This window comes from Sabulicella flocculans (assembly GCF_045449635.1).
Taxonomy (GTDB): domain Bacteria; phylum Pseudomonadota; class Alphaproteobacteria; order Acetobacterales; family Acetobacteraceae; genus Roseococcus.
The window spans coordinates 175,957-200,166 of sequence record NZ_JBJJBR010000002.1; the positions used below are offsets into that span (position 1 = coordinate 175,957).

A 24,210-nucleotide genomic window follows, 5' to 3' on the forward strand; every position below is an offset into this window, starting at 1 on the left:
CCTTCCGTGGGTGATGATGGCGCGGGCGTGGCCTCCGGGGGGAGGCGGCGCCCGCGGCCGCTTTGGGGTGGGGGAAAGGGTCTCATGACGCGCATCGGGGCGGCGCTGGGCCGCGGGCTGAAGCTGCTGGCCGCGCCGGCGGTGCTGTCCGCGCTGACGGCCTTCTTCATCTGGCACGCCTCGCATGGCGACCGCGGGCTGGTGGCGCGCGAGGCGCGATTGGTGCAGATCGCCGAGGCGCGGGCCGAGCTGGCGCGCGCCACCACGGAGCGCGAGGCGGCGGAGCGGCGGGTGAACGCGCTGCGCGGCGCCACCATCGACCGCGACCAGCTGGAGGAGCGCGCGCGCGCCCTGCTGAACCTGGTGCAGCCGGGCGAGGTGGTGATCCCCTACCAGACCGGCCAGCGCCTGTTCTGACATGTTGCGCCGGTGCAGCGCAGCAATTTAACTGCGATCCAGTTAAACGTCATTTTGCGGAGCAAAACCGCCGGTTTTCGCAAGATGGCGTCCTTGCGATTCCGCTTCGGCGCGCGTAACTCGGGCAGAAATCCCCTTCCCGAGGAGAGGTCCGCATGCCCGCCGAACCCGCCACCAAGCGCCGCGGAAAGCTGTCCGCCAAGCCGGTGATGAGCCGCGAGCAGCTGCTCAAGGCCTATCGCGACATGCTGCTGATCCGCCGCTTCGAGGAGAAGGCCGGGCAGCTCTACGGCATGGGTCTGATCGGCGGGTTCTGCCACCTCTACATCGGGCAGGAGGCGGTGGTGGTCGGCATCCAGCTGGCGCTGGAGGAGGGCGACCAGGTCATCACCTCCTACCGCGACCACGGGCACATGCTGGCCACCGGCATGGAGGCGCGCGGCGTGATGGCCGAGCTGACGGGCCGCATCGGCGGCTACTCCAAGGGCAAGGGCGGGAGCATGCACATGTTCTCGCGCGAGAAGGGGTTCTACGGCGGGCACGGCATCGTCGGCGCGCAGGTGGCGCTGGGGGCCGGGCTGGGCTTCGCCAACTGGTACCGCCAGGACGGCCGGGTGGCCGTGGCCTATTTCGGCGAGGGCGCCAGCAACCAGGGCCAGGTGTACGAGAGCTTCAACCTGGCGGCGCTGCTGAAGCTGCCGGTGATCTTCGTGATCGAGAACAACAAGTACGGCATGGGCACCAGCGTGGACCGCGCCAGCGCCTCCAAAGACCTGTCGCGCAACGGCGCGCCCTGGGGCATCCCCGGCGAGCAGGTGGACGGCATGAACGTGCAGAGCGTGCACGAGGCGGCGCAGCGCGCGGTGGCGCATGCCCGCGGCGGCCAGGGTCCCTACCTGCTGGAGGTCAAGACCTACCGCTACCGCGGGCATTCCATGTCCGACCCCGCGAAGTACCGCACCCGCGAGGAGGTGCAGAAGATGCGCGAGCAGCACGACTGCCTCGAAACCGCGCGCGCCGAGGTGCTGGCCGCCGGCGTCACGGAGCCCGAGCTGAAGGCGATCGACGACGAGGTGAAGGCGATCGTGCAGGACAGCGCCGACTTCGCGCAGCAGAGCCCGGAGCCGCCCGAGAGCGAGCTGTGGACCGACGTGCTGGTGGAAGGCGACGGCAAGGCCGGCGCGGCCGTGCAGGGGGCGAAGTAAGATGGGTGCCGAGATCCTGATGCCGGCGCTGTCGCCGACCATGACCGAGGGCAAGCTGGCCCGCTGGCTGAAGAAGGAAGGCGAGGCGGTGAAGTCCGGCGACGTCATCGCCGAGATCGAGACCGACAAGGCCACCATGGAGGTCGAGGCGGTGGACGAGGGCACGCTGACCCGCATCCTGGTGCCGGAGGGGACGGAGAACGTGTCCGTCAACTCGGTGATCGCGGAGCTGGACGGCGGCGCTGGCGGCGGCGCCACGCCCGCCGCCCTGCCCGGCGTGCACGCCGAGAAGGCGGCCCCCCTGCCGCAGGCCGAGGCGCCGGCGGCGCTGACCAAGCAGCCTTCCGGCGCCGCCCAGGCGCGCGGCGCCGCGCCGGAGAAGGACTGGGGCCCGGCCAAGCCCATCACGGTGCGCGAGGCGCTGCGCGACGCCATGGCCGCCGAGATGCGGCGCGACCCCGACGTCTTCCTGCTGGGCGAGGAGGTCGCGCAGTACCAGGGCGCCTACAAGATCAGCCAGGGCCTGCTGGACGAGTTCGGCCCGCGCCGCGTGCTGGACATGCCGATCACCGAGCACGGCTTCACCGGCATGGCGACGGGCGCGGCCTTCACGGGGCTGAAGCCCATCGTGGAGTTCATGACCTTCAACTTCTCCATGCAGGCCATCGACCACATCATCAACTCGGCCGCCAAGACGCTGTACATGTCGGGCGGCCAGCTGGGCTGCCCCATCACCTTCCGCGGGCCGAACGGCGCGGCCAGCCGCGTCGCGGCGCAGCACAGCCAGTGCTACGCCTCCTGGTACGCGCATTGCCCGGGGCTGAAGGTGGTGTCGCCCTGGAACGCGGCCGACGCCAAGGGCCTGCTGCGCGCCGCCATCCGCGACCCCAACCCGGTGATCGTGCTGGAGAACGAGATCCTCTACGGCCAGACCTTCGACTGCCCGACGGACGAGGACTTCATCCTGGAGATCGGCAAGGCCAAGGTGGAGCGGCCGGGCACGGACGTCACCATCGTCGCCTTCTCCATCATGGTCGGCATGGCGATGCAGGCGGCGGAGAAGCTGGCCGAGCAGGGCATCAGCGCCGAGGTGGTCAACCTGCGCTCCATCCGCCCGCTCGACACCGAGACCATCGCGAACTCGGTGCGCAAGACCAACCGGCTGGTGACGCTGGAGGAAGGTTGGCCCTTCGCCGGCATCGGCGCCGAGGTGGCGATGCAGGTGATGGAGACCGCCTTCGACCACCTGGACGCGCCGCCGGTGCGGGTGACCGGGCTGGACATCCCGATGCCCTACGCCGCCAACCTGGAGAAGCTGGCCTTGCCGCGGCTGGAACAGGTGGTGGAAGCTGCCCGCAACGTGACCTACCGCTGAGGGGGCGCCACCATGGCCACCGACATCCTGATGCCCGCGCTGAGCCCCACCATGACGGAGGGCACGCTGGCGCGCTGGCTGAAGAACGAGGGCGACACGGTGAAGTCCGGCGACGTCATCGCCGAGATCGAGACCGACAAGGCCACCATGGAGGTCGAGGCGGTGGACGAGGGCATCCTCGGCCGCATCCTCGTGCCCGGCGGCACCGAGGGGGTGAAGGTCAACGCCGTCATCGCCGTGCTGGTGGAAGCCGGCGAGGCGGTGCCGGAAGGTGGCGCCTCGAAGCCCGCGCCCAGCGCCTCCCAGGCGCCGGCGCTGGCGGCGGTGGAGGCTGCGGGTGGCCAGGTGGCCGGCGCGCCCGAGCAGCCGGTGCCCCCGCCCATGCCGACCAGCGGCGGCGGCACCCCGCCCGCCCCGGCGGCGGGGCATGAAGGCCGGGTCTTCGCCTCGCCGCTGGCGCGCCGCATGGCGCAGCAGGCCGGGCTGGACCTCGCGGGCATCCAGGGCTCCGGCCCGCAGGGGCGCATCGTGAAGGCGGATGTGGAGGCGGCGATGAGCCGGCCCAAGGCGGCGGCGTCCGCGCCTGCGCCGGCCCCGGCTGCCGCTGCCCCGGCGCCCGCGCCCGCCGCGCCGAAGCCGCAGCCGGTGGCGGTGTCGGCGCCGCACACGGCGGTGCCCAACTCCTCCATGCGCAAGGTCATCGCGCGGCGGCTGTCGGAGTCGAAGGCCAGCATCCCGCACTTCTACGTGGCGATGGACATCGAGCTGGACGCGCTGCTGAAGCTGCGCGGCGAGCTGAACGCGCAATCGCCCAAGGACGGCGCGGGGGCGTTCAAGCTCTCGGTGAACGACCTGGTCATCAAGGCCTGCGCGGTGGCGCTGCGCCGGCACCCGGGCGTCAACGCCTCCTGGACGGAGGATGCGATCCTGCAGTTCCAGGACGTGGACATCTCGGTGGCGGTGGCCATTCCGGACGGGCTCATCACCCCCATCGTGAAGGGCGCGGACCGCAAGGGCCTGTCCACCATCTCCAACGAGATGAAGGACCTCGCCGCGCGCGCCAAGTCTGGCAAGCTGAAGCCCGAGGAGTTCCAGGGCGGCGGCTTCTCCATCTCCAACATGGGGATGTACGGCGTCAGCCACTTCGCGGCCATCATCAACCCGCCGCAGGCCGGCATCCTGGCGGTGGGCGCGGGCGAGCCCCGCGCGGTGGTGAGGAACGGCGCGCTGGCCATCGCCACGGTGATGACCTGCCAGCTGAGCGTGGACCACCGCGTCATCGACGGCGCGCTGGCCGCGGAGTTCATGCAGACCCTGAAGGGCCTGGTCGAGAACCCGCTGAGCCTGATGCTGTGACCGGGCCGGCCTGGCGCGACGCGGAGGAGCGGGACGTCCCCGCCATCCATCGCCTGCTGCGCGCCATGGCCGCCTATGAGAAGCTGGAGCACGAGTTCCGCGCCACGGCGGAGGATTACCGGCGGGAGTTGTTCGGGCCGGCCCCCAGCGCGCGGGCCCTGGTGGCGGAAGCGGCGGGGGAGGCGGTGGCGGTGTGCCTGTTCCACCGCACCTTCCCCTCCTTCTCCGGCCGGGCGGCGCTGTGGATCGAGGACATCTTCGTGCAGCCGGCGCATCGCCGCCGCGGCCTGGCCCGCGCCGCCTTCGCCGAGGTCGCGCGCCGCGCCCTGGCCGAAGGATGCGGCTTCGTCGAGTGGAACGTGCTGGACTGGAACGCGCCCGCCATCGCCGCCTACCGGGCGATGGGCGCCGTGGCGCGGGATGGATGGACCGACATGCGGCTCAGCGGCGACGCCCTGACCCGCCTTGCCGAAGGAGCCGGATGATGGCCGAGCAGTTCGACCTGGTGGTGGTGGGCGGCGGCCCTGGCGGCTACGTGGCCGCCATCCGCGGCGCCCAGCTCAAGATGAAGGTGGCGCTGGTGGAGCGCGAGCACCTGGGCGGCGTGTGCCTGAACTGGGGCTGCATCCCCACCAAGGCGCTGCTGCGCGCCTCGGAGATCAACCACCTGCTGCACAGCCTGGACGCCTACGGCTTCGCCGCCGACAACGTGCGCTTCGACTTCCAGAAGGTGGTGAAGCGCTCCCGCGCCGTGGCCGGGCAGCTTTCCGGCGGGGTGAAGCACCTGCTGAAGAAGAACAAGGTCACGGTGTTCGACGGCACGGCGAAGCTGGCCGGGCCGGGCAAGGTGGCCGTGGCCGGCAAGGACGGCAAGGCCACCGAACTCCAGGCGAAGAACGTCATCCTGGCCACCGGCGCCCGCGCCCGCGCCCTGCCGGGCATGGAGCCGGACGGCAGGCTCATCTGGTCCTACCGCGAGGCGATGGTGCCCGAGGCCATGCCGAGGAAGCTGGTGGTCGTCGGCTCCGGCGCCATCGGCAGCGAGTTCGCGTCCTTCTACCTCAACATGGGCGCCGAGGTGACGCTGATCGAGGTGATGGACCGCATCCTGCCGGTGGAGGACGCGGAGATCAGCACCTTCGTCCGCAAGGCCTTCGAGAAGCAGGGCATGAAGGTGCTGACCGGCGCCCGCGTGCAGGGCGTGCGCAAGGGCGCGGATACCATCACCGCCATCGTCGAGGCCGGCGGCAAGGTGCAGGAGATCGTGGCCGACCGCATGATCTCCGCCGTCGGCATCGTCGCCAACACGGAGAACCTCGGGCTGGAGGGCACCAAGGTCCAGCTCAATCGCGGCAACGTGGTGATCGACAGCATGTGCCGAACCGGCGAGGCGGGCGTCTACGCCATCGGCGACGTCGCCGGCGCGCCCTGGCTGGCGCACAAGGCCAGCCACGAGGGCATCATCGCCGTCGAGCATATCGCCGGGCTGCACCCGCACGCGATGGACGTGCTGAACATCCCCGGCTGCACCTATTGCCGCCCGCAGGTGGCCAGCGTCGGCCTGACCGAGGCCAAGGCGAAGGAGGCCGGGCACGAGGTGCGGGTGGGCCGCTTCCCCTTCATCGGCAACGGCAAGGCCATCGCGATGGGCGAGCCGGAGGGCTTCGTGAAGACCGTGTTCGACAGCAAGACCGGCGAGCTGCTGGGCGCGCACATGGTGGGGCCGGAGGTGACGGAGATGATCCAGGGCTACGGCATCGCCCGCACCCTGGAATCCACCGAGGCCGAGCTGATGCACACCGTCTTCCCCCACCCGACGGTGAGCGAGGCGATGCACGAGGCGGTACTGGACGCCTACGGGCGCGTCATCCACATCTGAAGGGCGGCCAACCCGGGCGCCCGCGCGCCGTTGGGGGGCGCATGACGGTCCTGGTCTTCATCTACGGCACGCTCAAGCGCGGCTTCCCGCTGCACGCGGAGGGGCTGGCGGGCGTGCCCGTGCTGGGCCCGGCCAGCACCGCCGAACCCCACCCGCTGGTCCTGGCCACCGACGAGCTGAAGCCGATGATGTTCCCCGAGCCCGGCGCCGGCCAGCCGGTGGAGGGGGAGCTCTACGAGGTGGAGGAAGCGCGCCTGTCCTTGCTGGACCGGCTGGAGTCGATGGGCAAGCCCGGCCACCTGAAGGGCGTGCTGCGGGTGGACACGCCGTCCGGCCCGCGGGAGGCGTGGTGCTACGTGAAGTCGCGCGGGCTGGCGGTGCCCGTCCGCTCGCCCTTCCTGGCGCGCTACGACGAGGCCGCCATCGCCCAGGCGCGCGGGGCTTCGTAAAGGCCGGGGGCGCGCTATATGTGGGACGCCATGGCCCGCACCGAGATCGACCACCGCGCCGCCCCCCGCCACCCGGAGAAGGCGCACCGGCCCGACAACCCCATCCAGCGCAAGCCCGCCTGGATCCGGGTCAAGGCGCCGACGCACCCGGTCTATCACGAGACGCGCGCCCTGATGCGCGAGCAGAAGCTGGTGACGGTGTGCGAGGAAGCCGCCTGCCCCAACATCGGCGAGTGCTGGTCGCAGCGCCACGCCACCATGATGATCATGGGCGAGACCTGCACCCGCGCCTGCTCCTTCTGCAACGTCGCCACCGGCTTGCCGAAGGCGCTGGACGCCGACGAGCCGCGCCGGGTGGGCGAGGCGGTGGCGGCGATGGGGCTGCGGCACGTGGTGGTGACCAGCGTGGACCGCGACGACCTGCGCGACGGCGGGGCGCTGCACTTCGCGCAGACCATCGCCGCCATCCGCGCCGCCGCGCCCGGCACCACCATCGAGGTCCTGACCCCCGACTTCCTGCGCAAGGATGGCGCGCTGGAGGTGGTGGTGGCCGCGCGCCCGGACGTGTTCAACCACAACCTGGAAACCGTGCCGCGCCTGTATCCCTCCATCCGGCCCGGGGCGCGCTACTACCACTCGCTGCGCCTGCTGGACCGGGTGAAGCAGCTCGACCCCTCCATCTTCACCAAGTCCGGCCTGATGGTGGGGCTGGGGGAGGACCAAATCGAGGTACAGCAGGTGATGGAGGACATGCGCTCGGCGGAGGTGGATTTCCTCACGATCGGCCAGTACCTGCAGCCCACGGTGAAGCACGCCGCCGTGGCCCGCTTCGTCGAGCCCGCCGAGTTCGAGGACTACGCCAGCCTGGCTCGCGCCAAGGGCTTCCTGCTGGTGTCCGCCACGCCGCTCACGCGCTCCTCCTACCACGCCGACCGCGACTTCGCGGCGCTGCGCGCGGCGCGGGAGAAGCGCCTGGCCACGGCCGCCTGATGCCCACCCATGCCGAGAAGCGCACCCTGCGCTACAGCCCCGAGCAAATGTTCCAGCTGGTGGCCGACGTCCACCGCTACCCCGAGTTCCTGCCCTGGTGCGTCGGCGCGCGCATCGTCTCGCGCGAGGAGAACAAGCTGATCGCCGACCTCACCATCGGCTTCAAGCTGTTCCGCGAGACCTTCCGCTCGGAGGTGACGCTGGACCGCCCGCAGGAGGTGCGGGTGCGCTACCTCAACGGCCCCTTCCGCTACCTCAACAACACCTGGAAGTTCCGCGAGGTCGAGGGCGGGACGGAGGTGGACTTCTTCGTGGACTTCGAGTTCCGCTCCCGCCTGCTGCAGGCGGTCATCGGCACCGTGTTCAACGAGGCGGTGCGCCTGATGGTCCGCGCCTTCGAGCGCCGGGCCATGCAGCTCTACGGCCGGCCCGGCGCGCCGGCGGTTCAGGCCTCGTAGCGGCCCTTCGCCAGGCCGGGCGCCCAGCCGGTCCAGCCCGGCTCGGCCGGCCCGGTCTTGCGCGCCACCACCCCCACCATGCCGGGCGCCCGCGCGTCCTGGCCGCGGTTGATGCCGGGCAGGTAGGGCAGCTTCGGCACCAGGTGGAACTCGTTGATCTCGAAGGCTTCCAGCACCTCGAAGCCGGTGTGGCGGTTCAGCACGGCGTGGAACTTGTGCACCGTCCAGCGCTGGAAGTCCCAGGGCTCCTGGTGCAGCGGCCACATGCAGGGCAGGATGGCGACGAACAGCCCACCCTCGCGCAGCAGCCGGTTGCTTTCGGCGATGACCCGCTCGGCCGAGAACAGGTGCTCCAGCACCGAGTTGCTGTACACCGCGCCGGCCCGGCCATGCGGCAGGATCTCCGACAGGGCATGGACGTCGGCCACGAGGTCCACGTTGGGGCCTGGCTCGATGTCCACGCCCAGGTAGCGCCACTGGCCCTCGACGCGGCGGCGCACCGCCTCCGCCCCCGGGCCGCGGCCGCCGATCTCGATGAAGTCCTGGCCCGGCCCGTGCGCCTTCACCGCGCGGGCCAGGTGGCGGTCGATCAGCGGCACCCAGAAGGCGGTGCGCACCACCGACCATAGCGGGCGCACCACCACGGTGTGGCCGTCGTCGAAGCGGGCATGGACCTGGATGCGCGCCAGCTTCTCGCTTTCCTCCAGCGGCACCTGGCTCATCTGCACCGGCTCGGCGGTCACGGCGCGCACCACGTGGCCGGCCCAGGCGCGGCTGGGGCCGTAGATGTCCATCAGCGCGGGCGAGGGGATGGGGAAGCGCGGCTTGCCCGGCGGGCCCAGCGGGTGCAGACCCGGCCCTTCCGGCGGGGCGCGCCACTCGCCCAGCAGGTCGTGGGTGAACCAGGCGGCATGGGCCAGCGGCACCTCGCTCTCGATGGACAGGGAGGAGGGCAGGGCGCCGGGGCGCAGGATCTCGAACTCCAGGTGCACGTAGTCGCGGTACACCGCCCATTCATGCACGCAGGTGTAGGCGCCGTTCTCGCCCATGGCGGCGGCGTGGGCGGCGCTGGGCTGCGGCACGTCCAGCTCCCAGCTTCGCCACTCCACGTCGCGCAGCGCCACCGCGCCGCCGTCGAGGTGGAAGGTCAGGAAGTCCAGCCGCGTGCGGAAGGGCGCGAACTCCGCCACCACATCCAGCGTGCCGTCGCCGCGGGGGGTGACGGTGGCCTCGCGCAGCTCGTCGCCGCGGAAGGTGACCTTGCCGGCCGCGTCCAGTTCCAGCCGCGCCTTGTTGAAGCGGGTGGGGTTCTGCGTCTCGATGGACAGCACGCCGCCCTCGGGGCGCAGGCGCAGGGTCAGCCGCCCAGCGGTGCCGGCGAAGAAGGGCGTCGCCAGCAGCAGGCCGGGCGCGTGCGCGCGCACCCAGCCCTCGCCCGCATCCTCCAGCGCCCCGGCGCCGCGCGCCTGCCAGGACGGGTCGGCAGGCCCGGACACCACCATGTGCCGCCCCTCGCCCTCGGCCGGGCGCAGGCGGCGGGCGGGGGTGGGCGTCTCGATGTGGATCATGCGCGGCAGGGTAGCCGCGCCCGGCGGCGCCCGGCTAGCTGTTCGGCCCGCGCCCGATCGCCACCGGCTGCCAGCGGCGCAGGCTGGTGGATTGCAGCACCGCCGGGTTCACGCAGGACATCGGCCACTTGCCCTGCGCCACCAGCGCCAGCTCCGCGCCGACGCGGCGCTTGCGCGCCTCGTCGAAGCGGGCGGAGGCGGAGGCGGTGTGGGCGGAGAGGATGACGTTGTCCATCGAGAGGATCGGGTTGTTGTGCGAGGGCGGCTCGACCTCCAGCACGTCGAGGCCGGCATAGGCGATCCAGCCTTCCTGCAAGGCCTGGATCAGCCCGGATTCATCCACGGTCGGCCCGCGCCCGGTGTTGAGGAAGATGGCGCTGCGCTTCATCGCGCGGAAGTGCTCGGCGCGCAGCATGTGCGTGCATTCCGGCCGCGCGGGCGCGTGCATGGAGACGAAGTCGGACTGCGCCAGCAACTGGTCGAGCGTGACGGGCGTGACGCCCATCTCATGCATCACGCTCTCCTCGACGAAGGGGTCGTAGGCCACCACGTTCAGCCCGAAGCCCCTGGCGCGGCGCGTCACCGCGCGGGCGACGCGGCCGAAGGAGATGAGGCCCAGCGTCTGCCCCCACAGGCGCGGGATCTTCAGCAGGGCGGGGCGGCCCTCGCTCCAGCGGCCCTCGCGCACCATGCGGTCCTGCTCGATGACGCGGCGGAAGGTGGAGAGCAGCAGCGTCAGCGCGTGGTCGGCCACCTCCTCGATGAAGGTGTCGGGGATGTTGGTGACCGGGATGCCGGCGGCGGTGGCGGCCTTCACGTCCACGCTGTCCACCCCCACCGAGCCGAGGCTGATTACCTTGCACTTGGTCAGGGCGCCGATGATCTCGGCGGTGATGGGGATGCCCTTGCCGTAGATGGCGTCCGCCTCCCTCGCCGCGGCGATGAAACCGGCGGTGTCGGTCGGCGCCTCGACGATCTCGGCGTCCAGGCCGGACAGCGCCTCCATCTCCAGCGCGTAGCCGCCGCCGGCGGTGGTGAAGCTGGCGCCAGCCGGCGTGACGATGGTGAACTTGGCCATTCCTCGGTCCCTTTCCTCGGGTTGCCCGGAGTGCAGCATGGGTTAGCCTGTTCGCAAAGGGAGGGCGTGGCAGGATGGGCAAGCTGGACGGCAAGGTCGCCTGGGTGACGGGCGCGGGCAGCGGCATCGGCGAGGCCGCGGCGCTGGCCCTTGCGGCCGAGGGCGCGACGGTGGTGCTCTCCGGCCGCACCGTGGCCAAGCTGGAGGCGGTGGCCGCGCGCATCGGCGCCGCCGCGCATGTCCAGGCCGCCGACATGGCCGATGCCACCGCCGTGCAGCGCGTGGCGGATGCCATCCAGGCGCGCCTCGGGCGCTGCGACATCCTGGTGAACAATGCCGGGCTGAACATCGTGCAGCGCGCCTGGGCCAAGCTGGCGCCGGAGGGCGTGCGCGAGCTGATGGAGGCCAATGTGATGGGCGCCTTCCACGCCGCCATCGCCATGCTGCCGATGATGCGCGCGCAGGGGGACGGGGTGATGATCCACACCGCCTCCATGGCCGGGCGGAACGTCTCGCCGATGGGCGGGCCGGGCTACACGGCGGCCAAGCACGCGGTGGTGGCGATGAGCCATTCCATCAACATCGAGGAATGCGCCAACGGCATCCGCTCCACCGCGCTCTGCCCCGGCGAGGTGCGCACCCCCATCCTGGAGAAGCGCCCCAACCCGCTGAGCGAGGGGGAACTGCGCGAGATGGTGCAGCCGGAGGATTGCGGCGAGCTGGTGGTCTTCCTGGCCACCCGCCCAGCGCACATCTGCATCAACGAGGTCTGGATCACGCCGACGCGCAACCGCGGCTACCTCGCCCAGGTCGCGCGGAAGCTGTAGGCTGCGCGGCATGTACGAGAGCCTGCACTGGACGCCGCCCCGCCCCGACCCGCGCGCCCCCAAGCCGCGGATCAACCTCTACTCCGACACCCAGACCCGCCCGACGCCGGCGATGCTGGAGGCCATGCTGCGCGCCGACACCGGCGACGAGCAGATGGGCGACGACCCGACGGTCTGGGCGCTCTGCGACCGCATGGCGGAACTGACGGGCAAGGAGGCCGCGGTCTTCCTGCCGTCGGGCACCATGTGCAACGTCATCGCCATCCTCACCCATTGCCGCAAGGGCGACGAGGTGGTGGCGCATGAGACCAGCCACATCCTGCACAGCGAGGGCGGCACCCACGCCGCGCTGACCGGCGTGCAGATCATGGGGCTGCACGGCCCGCGCGGCATGTTCACGCCCGAGCAGCTGCGCGCCGCCATCCGCCCGCGCACCCGCTACGCCCCACCGCAGCGCCTGCTGGAGGTGGAGCAGACCGCCAATATCGGCGGGGGCGCGGTGTGGACGCTGGAGACGCTGAACGAACTCGCCGCCATCGCGCATGAGCAGGGCTGGGCGACGCACATGGACGGCGCGCGGCTGCTGAACGCGACCGTCGCCGCCGGCATCAGTCCGGCCGAGATGGTGGCGGGCTACGATTCCGTTTGGCTGGACTTCACCAAGGGGCTGGGGGCGCCGCTGGGCGCAGTGCTCTGCGGCTCGCGCGAATTCATTGACCAGGCCTGGCGCTGGAAGCAGCGGCTGGGCGGATCGATGCGGCAGGGCGGGGTCTGCGCCGCCGCCTGCCTGCACGCGCTGGACCACCACGTGGACCGCTTGGCCGAAGACCACGCCAACGCCAAGGCGCTGGCCCGCGGCGTGGCGCAGATCGAGGGCGTGGTGGCGGAGGAGCCGGAAACCAACCTGGTCTTCTTCGACATCGCCGGCACCGGCGTCCCCATCCCGGAGTTGCAGCAGCGCCTGATCGCCAAGGGTATCTGGGTCAGCGCGCTCGGCGGCCGCGTGCGCGCCTGCACCCACCTGGACGTGACGGCGGAAATGATCCCGGAGGCCGTCGCCGCCATCCGCGAGGCGCTGCTTGCCGCCTGACCGGGCGCGGCGTGGCCACGTTGCGCATCGCACCGGGCTGGATGCGGAAGCCATCGCCGAATCTGCGCTGGTGGCCGAGGGCTGGGCGGTGCTGGCCCGCCGCTGCCGCACGCCGGCCGGGGAACTGGACCTGATCGCCGAGCGGGATGGCGTGCTGGCCTTCGTCGAGGTGAAGGCGCGCCCCTCCTTCCGCGAGGCCGCCTTCGCCCTGACGCCGCGTCAGGGCGCGCGGCTGATGGCGGCGGCCGAGATCTGGCTGGCGCGCAACCCCGGCCACGGCGCGGCGGGGATGCGCTTCGACATCATCCTCGTCGCCGCCGATGGCAGCGCGCGGCGCATCGTGGATGCGCTGCGGCGGATGTAGCTAATCGGCGCGGATGTTGCCGGCGCGGACCACCTGGCGCCAGCGCTCGATCTCCCCCACCTGGAAGGCGGCGAACTCCTCGGGCGTGCTGGCGACGATGTCGAAGCCCAGGTCGGTCAGCCGCGTCGCCACCGCCGGCGCGCGCAGGGCGGCGGTGATGGCGGCGTGGACCTCGCGCAGCAGGGCCGCATCCATGTTGGGCGGCGCGCCGTAGCCCTGCCAGGAATAGACCACGAAGTCCCGCAGCCCGGCCTGGCCCGCCGTCGGCACGTTGGGCAGCACGGGCGAGCGCGCCTCGGCGGTGGTGAGGATGGCGCGCAGCCGCCCTTCCTGGATGTGCGGGATCACGGCGCCCAGGTTCTGGAAGCTGACCTGGGTGTCGCCGGCGATGATGCTGGTCATCGCCGGGCCGCCGCCGGTGTAGGGCACATGGGTCATGTCGGTGCTGGTAGCGATCTTGAACATCTCGCCCGTCAGGTGGTCGGAGGAGCCGACGCCAGAGGAGGGGTAGGAGACGTTGTTGCCCGGCCGCTTCATCCATTCCAGCAGCGAGGGCAGGTCGGTCGCCGGCACCAGGCGCGGGTTCACCACCAGGATGTTGGGCGTGCGCACCGTCTGGGTGATGCGCGTCAGCTCGCGCACCGGGTCGTAGCCCAGTTTGGGCCGCAGCGCGACGTTGATGGCCCAGACGCTGATCGGCCCGTGCATCAGCGTATGGCCATCCGGCGCGGAACGGATGACGCCGCGCGCGCCCAGCTCGCCGGTGGCGCCCGGGCGGTTCTCCACCACGAAGGGGCGGCCCAGCGTGGCGGACATCTGCTGCGCCGTGGCGCGGGCGATGATGTCCGAGGACGAGCCGGCGGCGAAGGGCACCACGATAGTGACCGCGCGCTGCGGCCAGCCGGTCTGCGCCAGGGCGACGACAGGCAGCGCCACCGGCGCGAGGAGGAAAGAGCGGCGCCGCATCACACCGCCCCGTGCGCTTCGACGTATAGCGCGTAGAGCGAGTGCGAGGAGGCCATGTAGAGCCGGTTCCCCTTGGGCCCGCCGAAGCACAGGTTGGCGCAGCGCTCCGGCAGGCGGATGAAGCCGATGGCCTTGCCCTCGGGGTTAAAGACCATCACGCCGTCCAGGTCCTCGGAGCGGCCGCGCAAGTTATACACCTGCCGCCCATTCGCCTCGCGCGGCGTCGCCTCCAGCGCGCCGTTGGAGCCCCAGCCGCACCACAGGTTGCCGTCGCGGTCCACGCGGAAGCCGTCCAGCGCGCCCTGGTCGGCGGCGTCCACGAACTTCATCTTGTTGGACACGCTGCCATCCGCCGCCACGTCGTAGCGCCAGATGGAGCGGTTGGGCGTGCCGCGCCATTCGACGACGTAGAGCTTGCTCTCATCTGGGCTGAAGGCCAAGCCGTTGGGGTTCACCAGGTCGGTGATGACGGCGGTCAGCCGGCCGTCGGGCGCGAGGCGGAAGACGTTGGTGTTGGCCTGCTCGCGCTGGGCGCGGCTGCCTTCCCATTCGCCGTTGATGCCGAAGACGGGGTCGGTGAACCAGATGCTGTCGTCGGAGCGCACGACGATGTCGTTGGGCGCGTTGAGCCGCTTGCCCTCGAAGCTGTCGGCTAGGGTGGTGATGCGGCCGTCATGCTCGGTGCGCGTCACCCGGCGCGTCACGGAATGCTCGCAGGTGACGAGGCGGCCCTGGCGGTCGCGGGCATTGCCGTTGGCGTAGTTCGCGTTCTCGCGGAACACCCCGAAGCGGCGGGTGCGCTCGTCATACTGCATGATGCGGTTGTTGGGGATGTCGCTCAGCAGCAGCGTGCCGGTGGCGGGGAAGTAGGCCGGCCCCTCCGCCCAGCGCATGCCGCTGGCGATCTGCTCCACGGTGGAGGAGTAGATGCGGTAACGCGCGAAGCTGGGGTCCAGCACCTGCACCGCCGGATCGGGGTAGCGCTGGTTGGGCGTGAAGGGAAAGACCTGCGCCAGGGCAGGGGCTGCCAGCAGCGCCCCGCCCGCGGCCAGGACGCCGCGCCGTGATGTGGTGTTCATTGTCCTTGCTTCCTCCCTTGCTGCGTTCTCAGCGGTTGTTGGCCTTGCGCCACTCCGCGAAGATCTCCAGGTTCTTCGGGTCCGTCGCCGGATACAGGCCGCGGATCGGATGGCCGGCCTTCACGCGCTCGGTGACGAAATCCTCGTAGGCGGTCATCTCGGTGGCCTCGTCGGCCAGCTCGTCGGCCAGATGGGCGGGCAGGACGATGACGCCGTCGCCGTCACCCACCAGCACGTCGCCGGGAAACACCGGGGCGTCGCCGCAGGCGATGGGCTCGTTCAGCGCGATGGCGTGGTTCAGCGTCAGATTGGTCGGCGCCGAGGGGCGGTTGTGGAAGGCCGGGATGCCCAGCGTGGCGATCTCCAGGCTGTCGCGGAAGCCGCCATCCGTCACCACGCCGGCCACGCCGCGCGCGTGCAGCCGCGCCACCAGGATTCCGCCGGCCGAGGCGGCGCGGGCATCCTTGCGGCTGTCCAGCACCAGCACGTGGCCGGGCGGGCAGGTCTCGACCGCCTTGCGCTGCGGGTGCTCGGGGTCCTTGAACACCTCCAGCGTGTTCAGGTCCTCGCGCGCCGGGATGTAGCGGACGGTGAAGGCCTCGCCCACCATGGATTCCGTGCCGGGCGCGTGCAGCGGGCGCACGTCCTGGATCATCTGCTGGCGGAAGCCGCGCTTGAACAGCGCGGTGGCCAGCGTCGCGGTGGAGACGCGCTTGAGCTTGGCGCGGGTGGCATCCGAAAGGGCCATGGCGGCGATCCTCAGTAAATCACGGGTTCTTGGACGGGCGCGCCGAAGTCGCTGCGCAGGAAGTCGAAGTCGCAGCCCAGATTGGCCTGCTGGATGTGGCGGCTGAACATCCAGCCATAGCCGCGCTCGTAGCGGCGCTCGGGCGGCTGGAAGGCGGCCTGGCGGGCGGCGAGTTCCTCGTCGCTCACCTCGATGTCAATGCGGCGCGCATCCACGTCGATGCTCACCATGTCGCCGGTGCGCAGCAGGGCCAGCGGGCCGCCGACGAAGCTCTCGGGGGCCACGTGCAGCACGCAGGCGCCGTAGGAGGTGCCGGACATGCGCGCGTCGCTGATGCGCAGCATGTCGCGGTGGCCCTGCTTCAGCAGCGCCTTGGGCATGGGCAGCATGCCCCATTCCGGCATGCCGGGGCCGCCCAGCGGGCCGGCGTTGCGCAGCACCATCACGTGGTCGGGCGTGACGTCCCAATTCTCATCCTCGACGGCCTCCTTCATCGAAGGGTAGTCGTCGAAGACCACCGCCGGGCCGCGGTGCCTGAGGAACTTCTGGTCCATCGCCGCGGGCTTGATGACGCAGCCATCGGGCGCCAGGTTGCCCTTGAGCACGGCCAGCGAGCCCTCGCCGTAGATCGGGTTCGCCGTGGGCCGGATCACGTCGTCGTTGAAGCAACGCGCGCCCTCGATGTTCTCGCCGACCGTGCGGCCATTCACCGTCAGGCAGGACAGGTCCAGGTGCTCGCGGATGTTGGCCATCAGCGCGCGGATGCCGCCGGCATAGTAGAAATCCTCCATGAGGTATTCCTTGCCGGAGGGACGGACATTGCCGATCACCGGCACCTTGCGGGATGCCGCCTCGAAATCGTCCAGCCCGATGTCGAGCCCGGCGCGGCGCGCCATGGCGATCAGGTGGATGATGGCGTTGGTGGAGCAGCCCATCGCCATCGCCACCGCGATGGCGTTGACGTAGGAGGCGCGCGTCAGCATGCGCGAGGGCCTCAGGTCCTCCCACACCATCTCCACGATGCGCCGCCCGCTCTCGCTGCACAGGCGGATATGGCCGGAATCGGCGGCGGGCATGGAGGAACCGCCGGGCAGTACCCAGCCGGCGGCCTCGGCGATGGCGGTCATGGTGCTGGCCGTGCCCATGGTCATGCAGGTGCCGGGGCTGCGGGCGATGCCGGCCTCGACGCCCAGCCAGTCCTTGTCGGTGATGGTGCCGGCGCGCAGCTCGTCCCAGTACTTCCAGGAATCGCTGCCCGAGCCCAGGTGCTTGCCCTGGAAGTTGCCGCGCAGCATCGGCCCGGCCGGCACGTAGATGGCCGGGATGTCCATGGAGGTCGCGCCGAGGATCAGCCCCGGCGTGGTCTTGTCGCAGCCGCCCATCAGCACCGCGCCGTCCACGGGGTGCGAGCGCAGCAGTTCCTCCGCCTCCATCGCCAGCATGTTGCGGTAGAGCATGCTGGTGGGCTTGAGGTAGCTCTCGCTCAGCGACAGCGCCGGCAGCTCCACCGGGAAGCCGCCGGCCATCAGGATGCCGCGCTTCACGTCCTCCACCCGCGTCTTGAAGTGGGTGTGGCAGGGCTGCAGGTCGCTCCAGGTGTTGAGGATGGCGATGACCGGCTTGTCCTGCCACTCCTCCGGCGCGTAGCCCATCTGCATGGCGCGCGAGCGATGGCCGAAGGAGCGCAGGTCGGCCGGGCCGAACCAGCGGCGGGAGCGGAGGTCCGCGGGGCTCTTGCGGGTCATGGCGTCGTCTCTCAGGCGGGGTTGGGGGCGGGGTGGCCGGCCAGCACGGCGGCGATGTTGTCCAGCGCGCAGAAGCCCATGGCGTCGCGCGTCTCCTCCGTGGCGGAGGCCACGTGCGGGGTGAGGAAGATGCGCGGGTGGTCGCGCAGCGCCAGGTTGTAGGCGGGTTCGTCCTGGAACACGTCCAGCCCGGCGGCGAAGAGGTGCCCGGAGTGCAGCGCCGCCAGCAGCGCCGCCTCATCCACCAGCGAGCCGCGCGCGGTGTTGACGAAGACGGAGCCCGGCCGCATCGCCGCGAATTCCGCGGCACCCATCAGCGTGCCCTGCCCGCCGGGCAGGTGCAGCGAGACGATGTCGGCCGCGCCCAGCAGCGCGTGCAGCGTGGGCAGGTAGGCGGCGCCATCCTCCAGCGCCGCGTCCAGCCGCGTGCGGTTGTGATACAGCACGCGCATGCCGAAGCCGCGCGCGCGCTGCGCCACCGCCCGGCCGATGCGCCCCATCCCGACGATGCCCAGCGTGCGGCCCGAGGCGCGCAGCCCGAGGTTGTCCGGCATGCCCGTCGGCTTGCGCCAGCCATCCTCCATGATGCGCGCGTATTCGCGCACCCGCCGGCAGGCGGCGAGGATGTGCAGGAAGGCGAGGTCCGCCGTGCATTCCGTCAGCACGTCGGGCGCGTTGGTCACGGAGATGCCGCGGGCACGGGCGGCGGCCACGTCCATGTGGTCCACTCCGGCGGTGGCATTGGCGATGACGCGCAGGCTGGCGGGCAGGCGGGCGACGTGCGCCGCCGTCAGCCGCAGGCGCGGGCCGGTGAACAGCGCCTCGGCGCCGATGCGCGCCATCTCGGCGATGGCGGCCTCGGCGTCCAGGTCCACCTCGGTCACGGTGGCGTCGTGTTCGGCGCACGCGCGGGCGGCGACGGCAGGGGGCACCCGGCGGGCGACGAGCAGCTTCGCCATCAGTCGAGCCGGATGTTGGCGGTGCGCGCCACCTGCGCCCAGCGCTGCGTCTCGCTGGCGACGAAGGCGGCGAAGGCGTCCGGCGTGGAGCCGACCGGGGTGATGCCGAGTTCCGCGAAGCGCGACGCCATGGCGGGCAGCGCCAGCGCCGCCGCGGCCTCGCGCTGCAGGCGCTGCACGATGGCGCCGGGCGTGCGCGCGGGGGCGAAGAGGCCATGCCAGGACAGGCTCTCGAAGCCCGGCACCGTCTCGGCCACCGCGGGGATCTCGGGCGCCGCGGCCACGCGCTCCTTCGAGGTGACGCCGAGGATGCGGATGCGCCCCTCGCGGTGGAAGGGCAGCACGGAGGACAGGTTGTCGAAGGCCAGCGGCAGCTCGCCCGAGATCAGCGCCGTGGTGACGCCGGCCGAGCCGCGATAGGGCACGTGGTCCATCTGCGTGTTCGTCAGCTGCTGGAACAGCGCGCCGGCCAGGTGGACGGAGGTGCCGACGCCGGAGGTGCCGAAGGGCCGCCCGGGGTCGCGCCGCAGCTCCGCGACCAGCCCGTTGATGTCGCGCGCGGAGGAGGAGGCCGGCACGGCGATGGCGTTGGGCTGGGAGGAAAGCTGCGTGATCGGCGCGAAGTCGCGGATGTTGTCATAGGGCATGCGCGGCGTGATGGCCGGGTTGATGGCGTGGCTGCTGATGGTGCCCAGCACCAGCGTGTAGCCATCCGGCGCGGCGCGGGCCACGGCCTCGCTGCCGATGTTGCCGCCGGCGCCGGGGCGGTTCTCCACCACCACCGGCTGGCCCAGCACCTTGCTGATCTCGGCGCCCACGAGGCGGGCGATGTTGTCCGACACGCCGGCCGCGAAGGGCACGATGATGCGGATGGGCTGCGACGGCCAGGCGGGCTGGGCGCGGGCCGGCAGGATGGCCGCGGGCAGCAGGGGCAGCGCCAGCGCGGCGCGGCGGGTGATGGTCATTGGCGTTTCCTCCTTCGTTGGCATCAGGGTGCGGCGGGCGTCAGGCCGGTGTAAAGCGCCCGTCCACGCGGCGCGGCAGGCCCAGCGGATTGGCCTGCCGCAAGGCCGGCGGCAGCAGCGCATCCGGCAGGTCCTGGTAGCAGACCGGGCGCAGGAACCGCCCGATGGCGAGCGTGCCGACCGAGGTGGAGCGCCCGTCCGAGGTCGCCGGATAGGGCCCGCCATGCACCATGGCGTGGCTGACCTCCACGCCCGTGGGCCAGCCGTTGCACAGCACGCGGCCGGCCCGGCGCTCCAGCACCGGCAGCAGGGCGCGCGCCGCGTCGTGATCCGCCGCGTCGAGGTGCAGGGTCGCGGTCAGCTGGCCTTCCAGCGCGGCGGCGACGCGCGCCAGCGTGGCGAGGTCCGGGCAGCGCACCACCAGCGAGGCGGCGCCGAAGACTTCCTCGGCCAGGGCGTGGTTGGCGGCGAAGCTGGCGGCATCCGTCTCGAACAGGGCGGCGACGCCTTGCAGGCCGGTCGCCGCTTGGCCCTCGGCGCGCTGCGTGGCATGGCCGGCCAGCGTCGCCACGCCCTCGGTGTAGGCGCGCAGGATGCCGGGCGTCAGCATCACCTGGGCCGGCGCCTCGCGCAGCTTGGCCGATGCGGCGGCGATGAAGCGGTCCAGCGCCGGGTTGTCCAGCGCCAGGACCAGGCCGGGATTGGTGCAGAACTGCCCGGCGCCCATGGTGAGCGAGCCGACGAAGCCGGCGGCCAGCGCCTCGGCGCGCGCTTCCAGCGCCGCGGGCAGCAGCACGACGGGGTTGATGGAGGACATCTCGGCATAGACCGGGATGGGCTCGGGACGCGCGGCGGCGGTGCGCATCAGCGCCGTGCCGCCGGCGCGCGAGCCGGTGAAGCCCACCGCCTTGATGCGCGGGTCGGCCACCAGCGCCTGCCCGACCTCGCCGCCGGAGCCGAACAGCATGGCGAAGGTGCCGGGGGGCAGGCCGCAGTCGCGCACCGCGGCAGCGATGGCTTGGCCCACCATCTCAGAGGTGCCGGGATGGGCGGAATGCGCCTTCACCACCACCGGGCAGCCGGCGGCCAGCGCGGCCGCGGTGTCGCCGCCGGCGACGGAGAAGGCGAGCGGGAAGTTGGAGGCGCCGAACACCGCGACCGGCCCCAACGGAATCATCCGCAGCCGCAAATCGGCGCGGGGCAGGGGCTGGCGGTCGGGCAGGGCGGGGTCGATGCGCGCTTCGGCCCAGGAGCCCTCGCGCAGCATGGCAGCGAACAGGCGAAGCTGGCCGGCGGTGCGGCCGCGCTCGCCCTCCAGCCGGGCGCGGGGCAGGCCGGTCTCCGCCATGGCGCGCTCGGTCAGGGCGTCGCCCAGGGCGGCGATGTTGGCGGCGCAGGCTTCGAGGAAGGCGGCGCGGGCCTCGGGCGTCGTCTCGCGGAAGGTGTCGAAGGCGGCCTCGGCCAGGGCGCAGGCGCGCTCCACCTCGGCGGCGCCGCCGCCGGGATAGGGCGGGTCCATCGGCGCGCCGGTGGCGGCGGCGACGGCGCGGATGGGGCGGCCGGTGCCCGGCACCGCCTCGCCGCCGATGAGCATGGCGCCCGCGAGCATCACGCGGCCTCCTTCGCCAACAGGCCCCAGCCTTGCAGGGCCTGGCGCAGCGTGGCGTGCTGGCGCTCGCTCAGCGGCCAGGCGGCGGGCGGGCGGGCATGGCCGCAATCCTCGCCCAGCAGGGCCAGCGCCGCCTTGACCACGGAGACATTGGCGCCGTTGCCCTCCTCGGCCCGCAGCGCCTCGAAGGGCTCCATCTCGGCGATCAGGGCATTGGCCTTGGGGTAGTCGCCGGCCGCCAGCGCGGCGTGGATGGCCACCGAGCGCTCCGGCCACACGTTGATGAGGCCGGAGGTGAAGCCGCGCGCACCCACGGCGCAGAGCGGCGGCGCCCAGGGCTCGGCCAGGCCGCCAACCCAGATGATGGCGGGGTCGGCGCGGCGGATGGCTTCGGCCAGCCGCAGCGGGGTGGGGGAGGCCCACTTCACCCCCACCACCCCCGGGATGGCGGTGAGGGCGGCGATGGCGTCCAGCCCGATGCCGTCATTGCGCAGGTAGAGCACCAGCGGCAGGCCCGGCACGGCGTCGGCGATGCGGCGCACGTACTCCACCACGCCGCGCGGCGCCACGAAGGGGTCGGGCGGCTGGTGGACCATCAGCGCCGAAGCACCGGCGGCGCGGGAGGCGCGGGCAAGGGCCAGCGCATCGGGCAGGGCGCGGCCGACGCCGCCGACCAGCGGCACCCGGCCGGCGATCAGGGACGCCGCCTCATGCACCATGCGCTCGGCCTCGGCAGCGGAGAGGCCGTAGAATTCGCCGGTGTTGCCATTGGCGGTGAGGACATGGACGCCGGCCGTCACCGCGCGCTCCACCACCGGGCGCAGCTGCGCGGGGGCAAGCTGGTCATCGCCCTCGAAGGGCGTGACGAGGATGCCGGAGATGCCGGTCAGGGCTTGGCGGATGTCGGTCATCGGGCGTTCCTCCTTGGTCCTCGGCATCTGTCACGGGCCGATGGCACTCGTCAACCTGTCAGACAGGTTTTGCGCCGGCGGCGTTTCCGTGCAGGATGGCGTGATGAGCGATGCGGAGGATCTGGGGCTGGTGCGCCCCGCGCGGGGGCGGCTGGGCGACCAGCTCTACGGCCAGATCCTGGAGCGCATCGCCTCCGGCGCCCTGGCCGAGGGCGCCAAGCTGCCCTCGGAGAACCAGATCTGCCGAGACTTCGGCGTCTCCCGCCCCACGGTGCGCGAGGCGCTGATGCGCCTGCACGCCGACGGGCTGGTCAGCACCCGCCAGGGTTCCGGCACCTTCGTGCAGCGCCGGCCGCCGGAGGGGCTGACCCGGCTGGCCAAGGTGACGGACGTGCCCGGGCTGCTGCGCACGTTGGAGGTGCGGGTGGGGCTGGAAGCGCAGGCGGCGGCGCTCGCTGCCCGCCGCCGCGGCCCGGAGGACCTGCGCGCCATCCGCGAGGCGCTGGAGGCGCTGCGCGCCTCGATGGCCGCCGGCGAGGTCGCGGCCCCGGCCGACTACGGCTTCCACCGCGCCGTGGCGGCGGCCAGCGGCAACGACCTGTTCGTGGCGATGCTGGAGGCGCTCGCCGGCCCGATCCGCGGCACCATGAGCGTGGCGCTGGGCCTGACCCGCGCCGGCTCGCGCGAGCGCGCGCGCCGGGTGGTGGAGGAGCACGAGGCCATCCTGGAAGCCATCGAGGCGCAGGACCCGGAGGCGGCGTCGCTGGCGATGGCCCACCACCTGCACCGCGCCCGCCGCCGCGTCACCGACGGCCAGCGCGACGCCTAACAGCCTGCCTGACAGGTCAGAAGGCGTAGCCGAGCCGCAGCCCGGTGCTGTTGAGGCCCTGGTTGCGCCGCGCCAGCCCGGCGTTCGACTGGTGCTCGACATAGGCGGACACCGACCAGTGGCGGGTGAACTGCCAGCCGACCTCGCCGCCCATGCGGAACAGCAGGTTGCCGCCGAGCGCCTTGCGGTCGGGCTCGCGGGTGCCGTGGCGGCCATCGTTCAGCGCGCCGCCGCCGAACAGGTCGAGGCGGATGGCATCGCCGGGGCGCAGGGCGTCGCGCCCCAGGAGGGCGGTCCAGGTCAGCCCGGCATAGCCGTGCGAGGTGTCGCCCGCCGTGTTGAGCGAGCCGCCGAGATGCGGGCGCGGCCGCAGCAGCCAGGCCCAGCGCGGCGTGGCGGCCGGCACGGGGAAGGGCGAGGGCAGCAGCACCTCCGCGTTCACCAGCGCGCCGGACTCCTTGCCGTCCAGGAAGCCCGGGTCATGCGCCATCAGGCCGACGCGCAGCTCCAACCCGGCTGGCAGGTCCTCGGCCGCGGCGGGCAGGGCGAGCAGGCAGGCGGCGAGCAGGGCGGCGTGGCGCAAGCGAATGACTCCTGGTGGCGGCACTGCGCTGCAGCATGGACAATGAACCGGGGGCGGTTCAATGGGCCAGCGCCACCTCGATCAGCCGTTCCAGCACGTCCGCCTCCTGGGCGCCGGCGATGGCGTGCTGGCCGTCCACCAGGAAGCAGGGCACGCCGTTGATGCCCAGGCGGTGGGCGCGCAGGTTCTCCAGGTGGACCCACTCGGCCTCGCCCTGGCCGAGCAGGAAGCGGTGGGCGGCCGCGCCGTCCAGCCCCTCGGCGGCGGCGAGCGCCGCCAGCACGGCGGGCTGGCCGATGTCCTGGCCGGCGGCGAAATGGGCGCGGAAGATGGCCGAGACCAGGGATTCCGCCGGCCCCTGCCGGCCGGCCCAGCGCAGCAGCCGGTGCGCGTCGAGCGAGGAGGGGATGCGGCGCAGCAGGTCGAAGCGGAAGGCCAGCCCCTCGGCGGCGCCGAGTTCCGCGATGGCGCCGTGCAGGCGCCGGGCGCGCTCCTCGCCGCCGAACTTGCGGGACAGCCAATCGGCGCGGGAGGCGCCGCCGGGCGCGATGTCGGGGTTCAGCAGGAAGGGCCGCCAGTGCAGGTCGGCGTTCCAGTGCGGGCGGGCGGCCAGCAGGCGCAGCAGCCGGGCCACCCCCAGGTGGCACCAGGGGCAGACGAAGTCGAACACGACCTCGATGGACAGGCGGGGGGGCTGCGGGGCCAGGACGTTCACGGCGGTGAAAAGACTACCCGAAGCGCCGTGGTTGCGGCAAACCGT

General features: G+C 72.2%; 25 protein-coding genes. 13 read left to right on the forward strand and 12 right to left on the reverse strand.

Annotated elements, in window-relative coordinates:
• The first annotated feature begins 84 nt into the window (after nt 1-84).
• The 9 genes from ACI6QG_RS03690 to ACI6QG_RS03730 all read left to right on the forward strand — a co-directional run bounded on the left by ACI6QG_RS03690 (nt 85) and on the right by ACI6QG_RS03730 (nt 8,129).
• Nucleotides 85-417, forward strand: coding sequence for an FtsB family cell division protein (locus ACI6QG_RS03690; RefSeq protein ID WP_407023212.1), 333 nt, complete (start codon nt 85-87; stop codon nt 415-417).
• A 155-nt stretch (nt 418-572) separates the two neighbouring features.
• Nucleotides 573-1,622, forward strand: coding sequence for a pyruvate dehydrogenase (acetyl-transferring) E1 component subunit alpha (gene pdhA, locus ACI6QG_RS03695; RefSeq protein WP_407023213.1), 1,050 nt, complete (start codon nt 573-575; stop codon nt 1,620-1,622).
• Between the two features lies 1 nt (nt 1,623).
• Complete coding sequence (locus tag ACI6QG_RS03700; RefSeq protein WP_407023214.1) at nt 1,624-2,997, forward strand: pyruvate dehydrogenase complex E1 component subunit beta; 1,374 nt, start codon at nt 1,624-1,626, stop codon at nt 2,995-2,997.
• A 12-nt stretch (nt 2,998-3,009) separates the two neighbouring features.
• A complete protein-coding gene (locus ACI6QG_RS03705) occupies nt 3,010-4,353 on the forward strand; it encodes a pyruvate dehydrogenase complex dihydrolipoamide acetyltransferase (RefSeq protein ID WP_407023215.1) in 1,344 nt (447 codons plus the stop codon).
• Nucleotides 4,350-4,838, forward strand: coding sequence for a GNAT family N-acetyltransferase (locus ACI6QG_RS03710; RefSeq protein ID WP_407023216.1), 489 nt, complete (start codon nt 4,350-4,352; stop codon nt 4,836-4,838). Before ACI6QG_RS03705 ends, ACI6QG_RS03710 begins: the two co-directional genes overlap by 4 nt.
• Nucleotides 4,835-6,232: a dihydrolipoyl dehydrogenase gene (gene lpdA, locus ACI6QG_RS03715; RefSeq protein ID WP_407023217.1), complete on the forward strand. Its 1,398-nt coding sequence runs from the start codon at nt 4,835-4,837 to the stop codon at nt 6,230-6,232. The genes ACI6QG_RS03710 and lpdA overlap by 4 nt, the downstream gene beginning before the upstream one ends.
• Nucleotides 6,233-6,273: 41 nt before the next feature.
• Complete coding sequence (locus tag ACI6QG_RS03720; protein ID WP_407023218.1) at nt 6,274-6,681, forward strand: gamma-glutamylcyclotransferase family protein; 408 nt, start codon at nt 6,274-6,276, stop codon at nt 6,679-6,681.
• Between the two features lie 30 nt (nt 6,682-6,711).
• Nucleotides 6,712-7,671: a lipoyl synthase gene (gene lipA, locus ACI6QG_RS03725; RefSeq protein ID WP_407023219.1), complete on the forward strand. Its 960-nt coding sequence runs from the start codon at nt 6,712-6,714 to the stop codon at nt 7,669-7,671.
• Nucleotides 7,671-8,129, forward strand: a complete 459-nt coding sequence (locus ACI6QG_RS03730) for a type II toxin-antitoxin system RatA family toxin (protein ID WP_407023220.1) — start codon at nt 7,671-7,673, stop codon at nt 8,127-8,129. The genes lipA and ACI6QG_RS03730 overlap by 1 nt, the downstream gene beginning before the upstream one ends.
• On the opposite strand, the gene ACI6QG_RS03735 is transcribed toward ACI6QG_RS03730, so the two are convergent.
• Together ACI6QG_RS03735 and ACI6QG_RS03740 are read right to left on the reverse strand one after the other, a co-directional pair.
• Entirely contained in the window at nt 8,117-9,697 is a 1,581-nt protein-coding gene (locus ACI6QG_RS03735) for a class I SAM-dependent methyltransferase (protein ID WP_407023221.1), read from the reverse strand. The two genes, ACI6QG_RS03730 and ACI6QG_RS03735, sit on opposite strands and share 13 nt — an antisense overlap.
• 34 nt (nt 9,698-9,731) lie before the next feature.
• Entirely contained in the window at nt 9,732-10,775 is a 1,044-nt protein-coding gene (locus ACI6QG_RS03740) for a C-terminal binding protein (protein WP_407023222.1), read from the reverse strand.
• A gap of 74 nt (nt 10,776-10,849) precedes the next feature.
• Between ACI6QG_RS03740 and ACI6QG_RS03745 the strand changes: the two genes are divergently transcribed.
• Genes ACI6QG_RS03745 through ACI6QG_RS03755 form a run of 3 tightly spaced genes read left to right on the forward strand, consistent with a single transcriptional unit; the run spans nt 10,850 to nt 13,056 of the window.
• On the forward strand, nt 10,850-11,602 hold the full coding sequence (locus ACI6QG_RS03745) for an SDR family oxidoreductase (protein ID WP_407023223.1): 753 nt from the start codon (nt 10,850-10,852) through the stop codon (nt 11,600-11,602).
• A 10-nt stretch (nt 11,603-11,612) separates the two neighbouring features.
• A complete protein-coding gene (locus tag ACI6QG_RS03750) occupies nt 11,613-12,692 on the forward strand; it encodes a threonine aldolase family protein (protein WP_407023224.1) in 1,080 nt (359 codons plus the stop codon).
• On the forward strand, nt 12,682-13,056 hold the full coding sequence (locus tag ACI6QG_RS03755) for a YraN family protein (protein WP_407023225.1): 375 nt from the start codon (nt 12,682-12,684) through the stop codon (nt 13,054-13,056). The genes ACI6QG_RS03750 and ACI6QG_RS03755 overlap by 11 nt, the downstream gene beginning before the upstream one ends.
• Here the strand turns inward: ACI6QG_RS03755 and ACI6QG_RS03760 are convergent, their stop codons facing one another.
• From ACI6QG_RS03760 to ACI6QG_RS03795, 8 genes are read right to left on the reverse strand one after another with little or no spacing between them, the layout of a single operon-like run.
• Nucleotides 13,057-14,022, reverse strand: coding sequence for a Bug family tripartite tricarboxylate transporter substrate binding protein (locus tag ACI6QG_RS03760; RefSeq protein ID WP_407023226.1), 966 nt, complete (start codon nt 14,020-14,022; stop codon nt 13,057-13,059).
• On the reverse strand, nt 14,022-15,101 hold the full coding sequence (locus ACI6QG_RS03765; RefSeq protein ID WP_407023227.1) for an SMP-30/gluconolactonase/LRE family protein: 1,080 nt from the start codon (nt 15,099-15,101) through the stop codon (nt 14,022-14,024). Before ACI6QG_RS03765 ends, ACI6QG_RS03760 begins: the two co-directional genes overlap by 1 nt.
• Before the next feature lie 28 nt (nt 15,102-15,129).
• Nucleotides 15,130-15,849: a ribonuclease activity regulator RraA gene (locus ACI6QG_RS03770; RefSeq protein ID WP_407023228.1), complete on the reverse strand. Its 720-nt coding sequence runs from the start codon at nt 15,847-15,849 to the stop codon at nt 15,130-15,132.
• A gap of 11 nt (nt 15,850-15,860) precedes the next feature.
• The gene (gene araD / locus ACI6QG_RS03775; RefSeq protein WP_407023229.1) at nt 15,861-17,594 is read right to left on the reverse strand and encodes an L-arabinonate dehydratase; all 1,734 of its coding nucleotides are present in this window, start codon (nt 17,592-17,594) and stop codon (nt 15,861-15,863) included.
• 11 nt (nt 17,595-17,605) lie between these two features.
• On the reverse strand, nt 17,606-18,553 hold the full coding sequence (locus ACI6QG_RS03780; protein WP_407023230.1) for a 2-hydroxyacid dehydrogenase: 948 nt from the start codon (nt 18,551-18,553) through the stop codon (nt 17,606-17,608).
• A complete protein-coding gene (locus ACI6QG_RS03785; RefSeq protein WP_407023231.1) occupies nt 18,553-19,518 on the reverse strand; it encodes a Bug family tripartite tricarboxylate transporter substrate binding protein in 966 nt (321 codons plus the stop codon). Before ACI6QG_RS03785 ends, ACI6QG_RS03780 begins: the two co-directional genes overlap by 1 nt.
• A 40-nt stretch (nt 19,519-19,558) precedes the next feature.
• On the reverse strand, nt 19,559-21,127 hold the full coding sequence (locus tag ACI6QG_RS03790) for an aldehyde dehydrogenase (NADP(+)) (protein ID WP_491630714.1): 1,569 nt from the start codon (nt 21,125-21,127) through the stop codon (nt 19,559-19,561).
• A complete protein-coding gene (locus ACI6QG_RS03795) occupies nt 21,127-22,038 on the reverse strand; it encodes a dihydrodipicolinate synthase family protein (RefSeq protein ID WP_407023233.1) in 912 nt (303 codons plus the stop codon). Before ACI6QG_RS03795 ends, ACI6QG_RS03790 begins: the two co-directional genes overlap by 1 nt.
• 103 nt (nt 22,039-22,141) lie before the next feature.
• On the opposite strand from ACI6QG_RS03795, the gene ACI6QG_RS03800 reads away from it, so the two are divergent.
• Nucleotides 22,142-22,867, forward strand: a complete 726-nt coding sequence (locus ACI6QG_RS03800; protein WP_407023234.1) for a FadR/GntR family transcriptional regulator — start codon at nt 22,142-22,144, stop codon at nt 22,865-22,867.
• Nucleotides 22,868-22,883: 16 nt separating this feature from the next.
• On the opposite strand, the gene ACI6QG_RS03805 is transcribed toward ACI6QG_RS03800, so the two are convergent.
• Together ACI6QG_RS03805 and ACI6QG_RS03810 are read right to left on the reverse strand one after the other, a co-directional pair.
• Nucleotides 22,884-23,450 (reverse strand): acyloxyacyl hydrolase, encoded by a 567-nt coding sequence (locus ACI6QG_RS03805; RefSeq protein WP_407023235.1) that lies wholly within the window; start codon nt 23,448-23,450, stop codon nt 22,884-22,886.
• A 58-nt stretch (nt 23,451-23,508) separates the two neighbouring features.
• Nucleotides 23,509-24,165 (reverse strand): DsbA family oxidoreductase, encoded by a 657-nt coding sequence (locus tag ACI6QG_RS03810; protein WP_407023236.1) that lies wholly within the window; start codon nt 24,163-24,165, stop codon nt 23,509-23,511.
• Nucleotides 24,166-24,210: the final 45 nt, after the last annotated feature.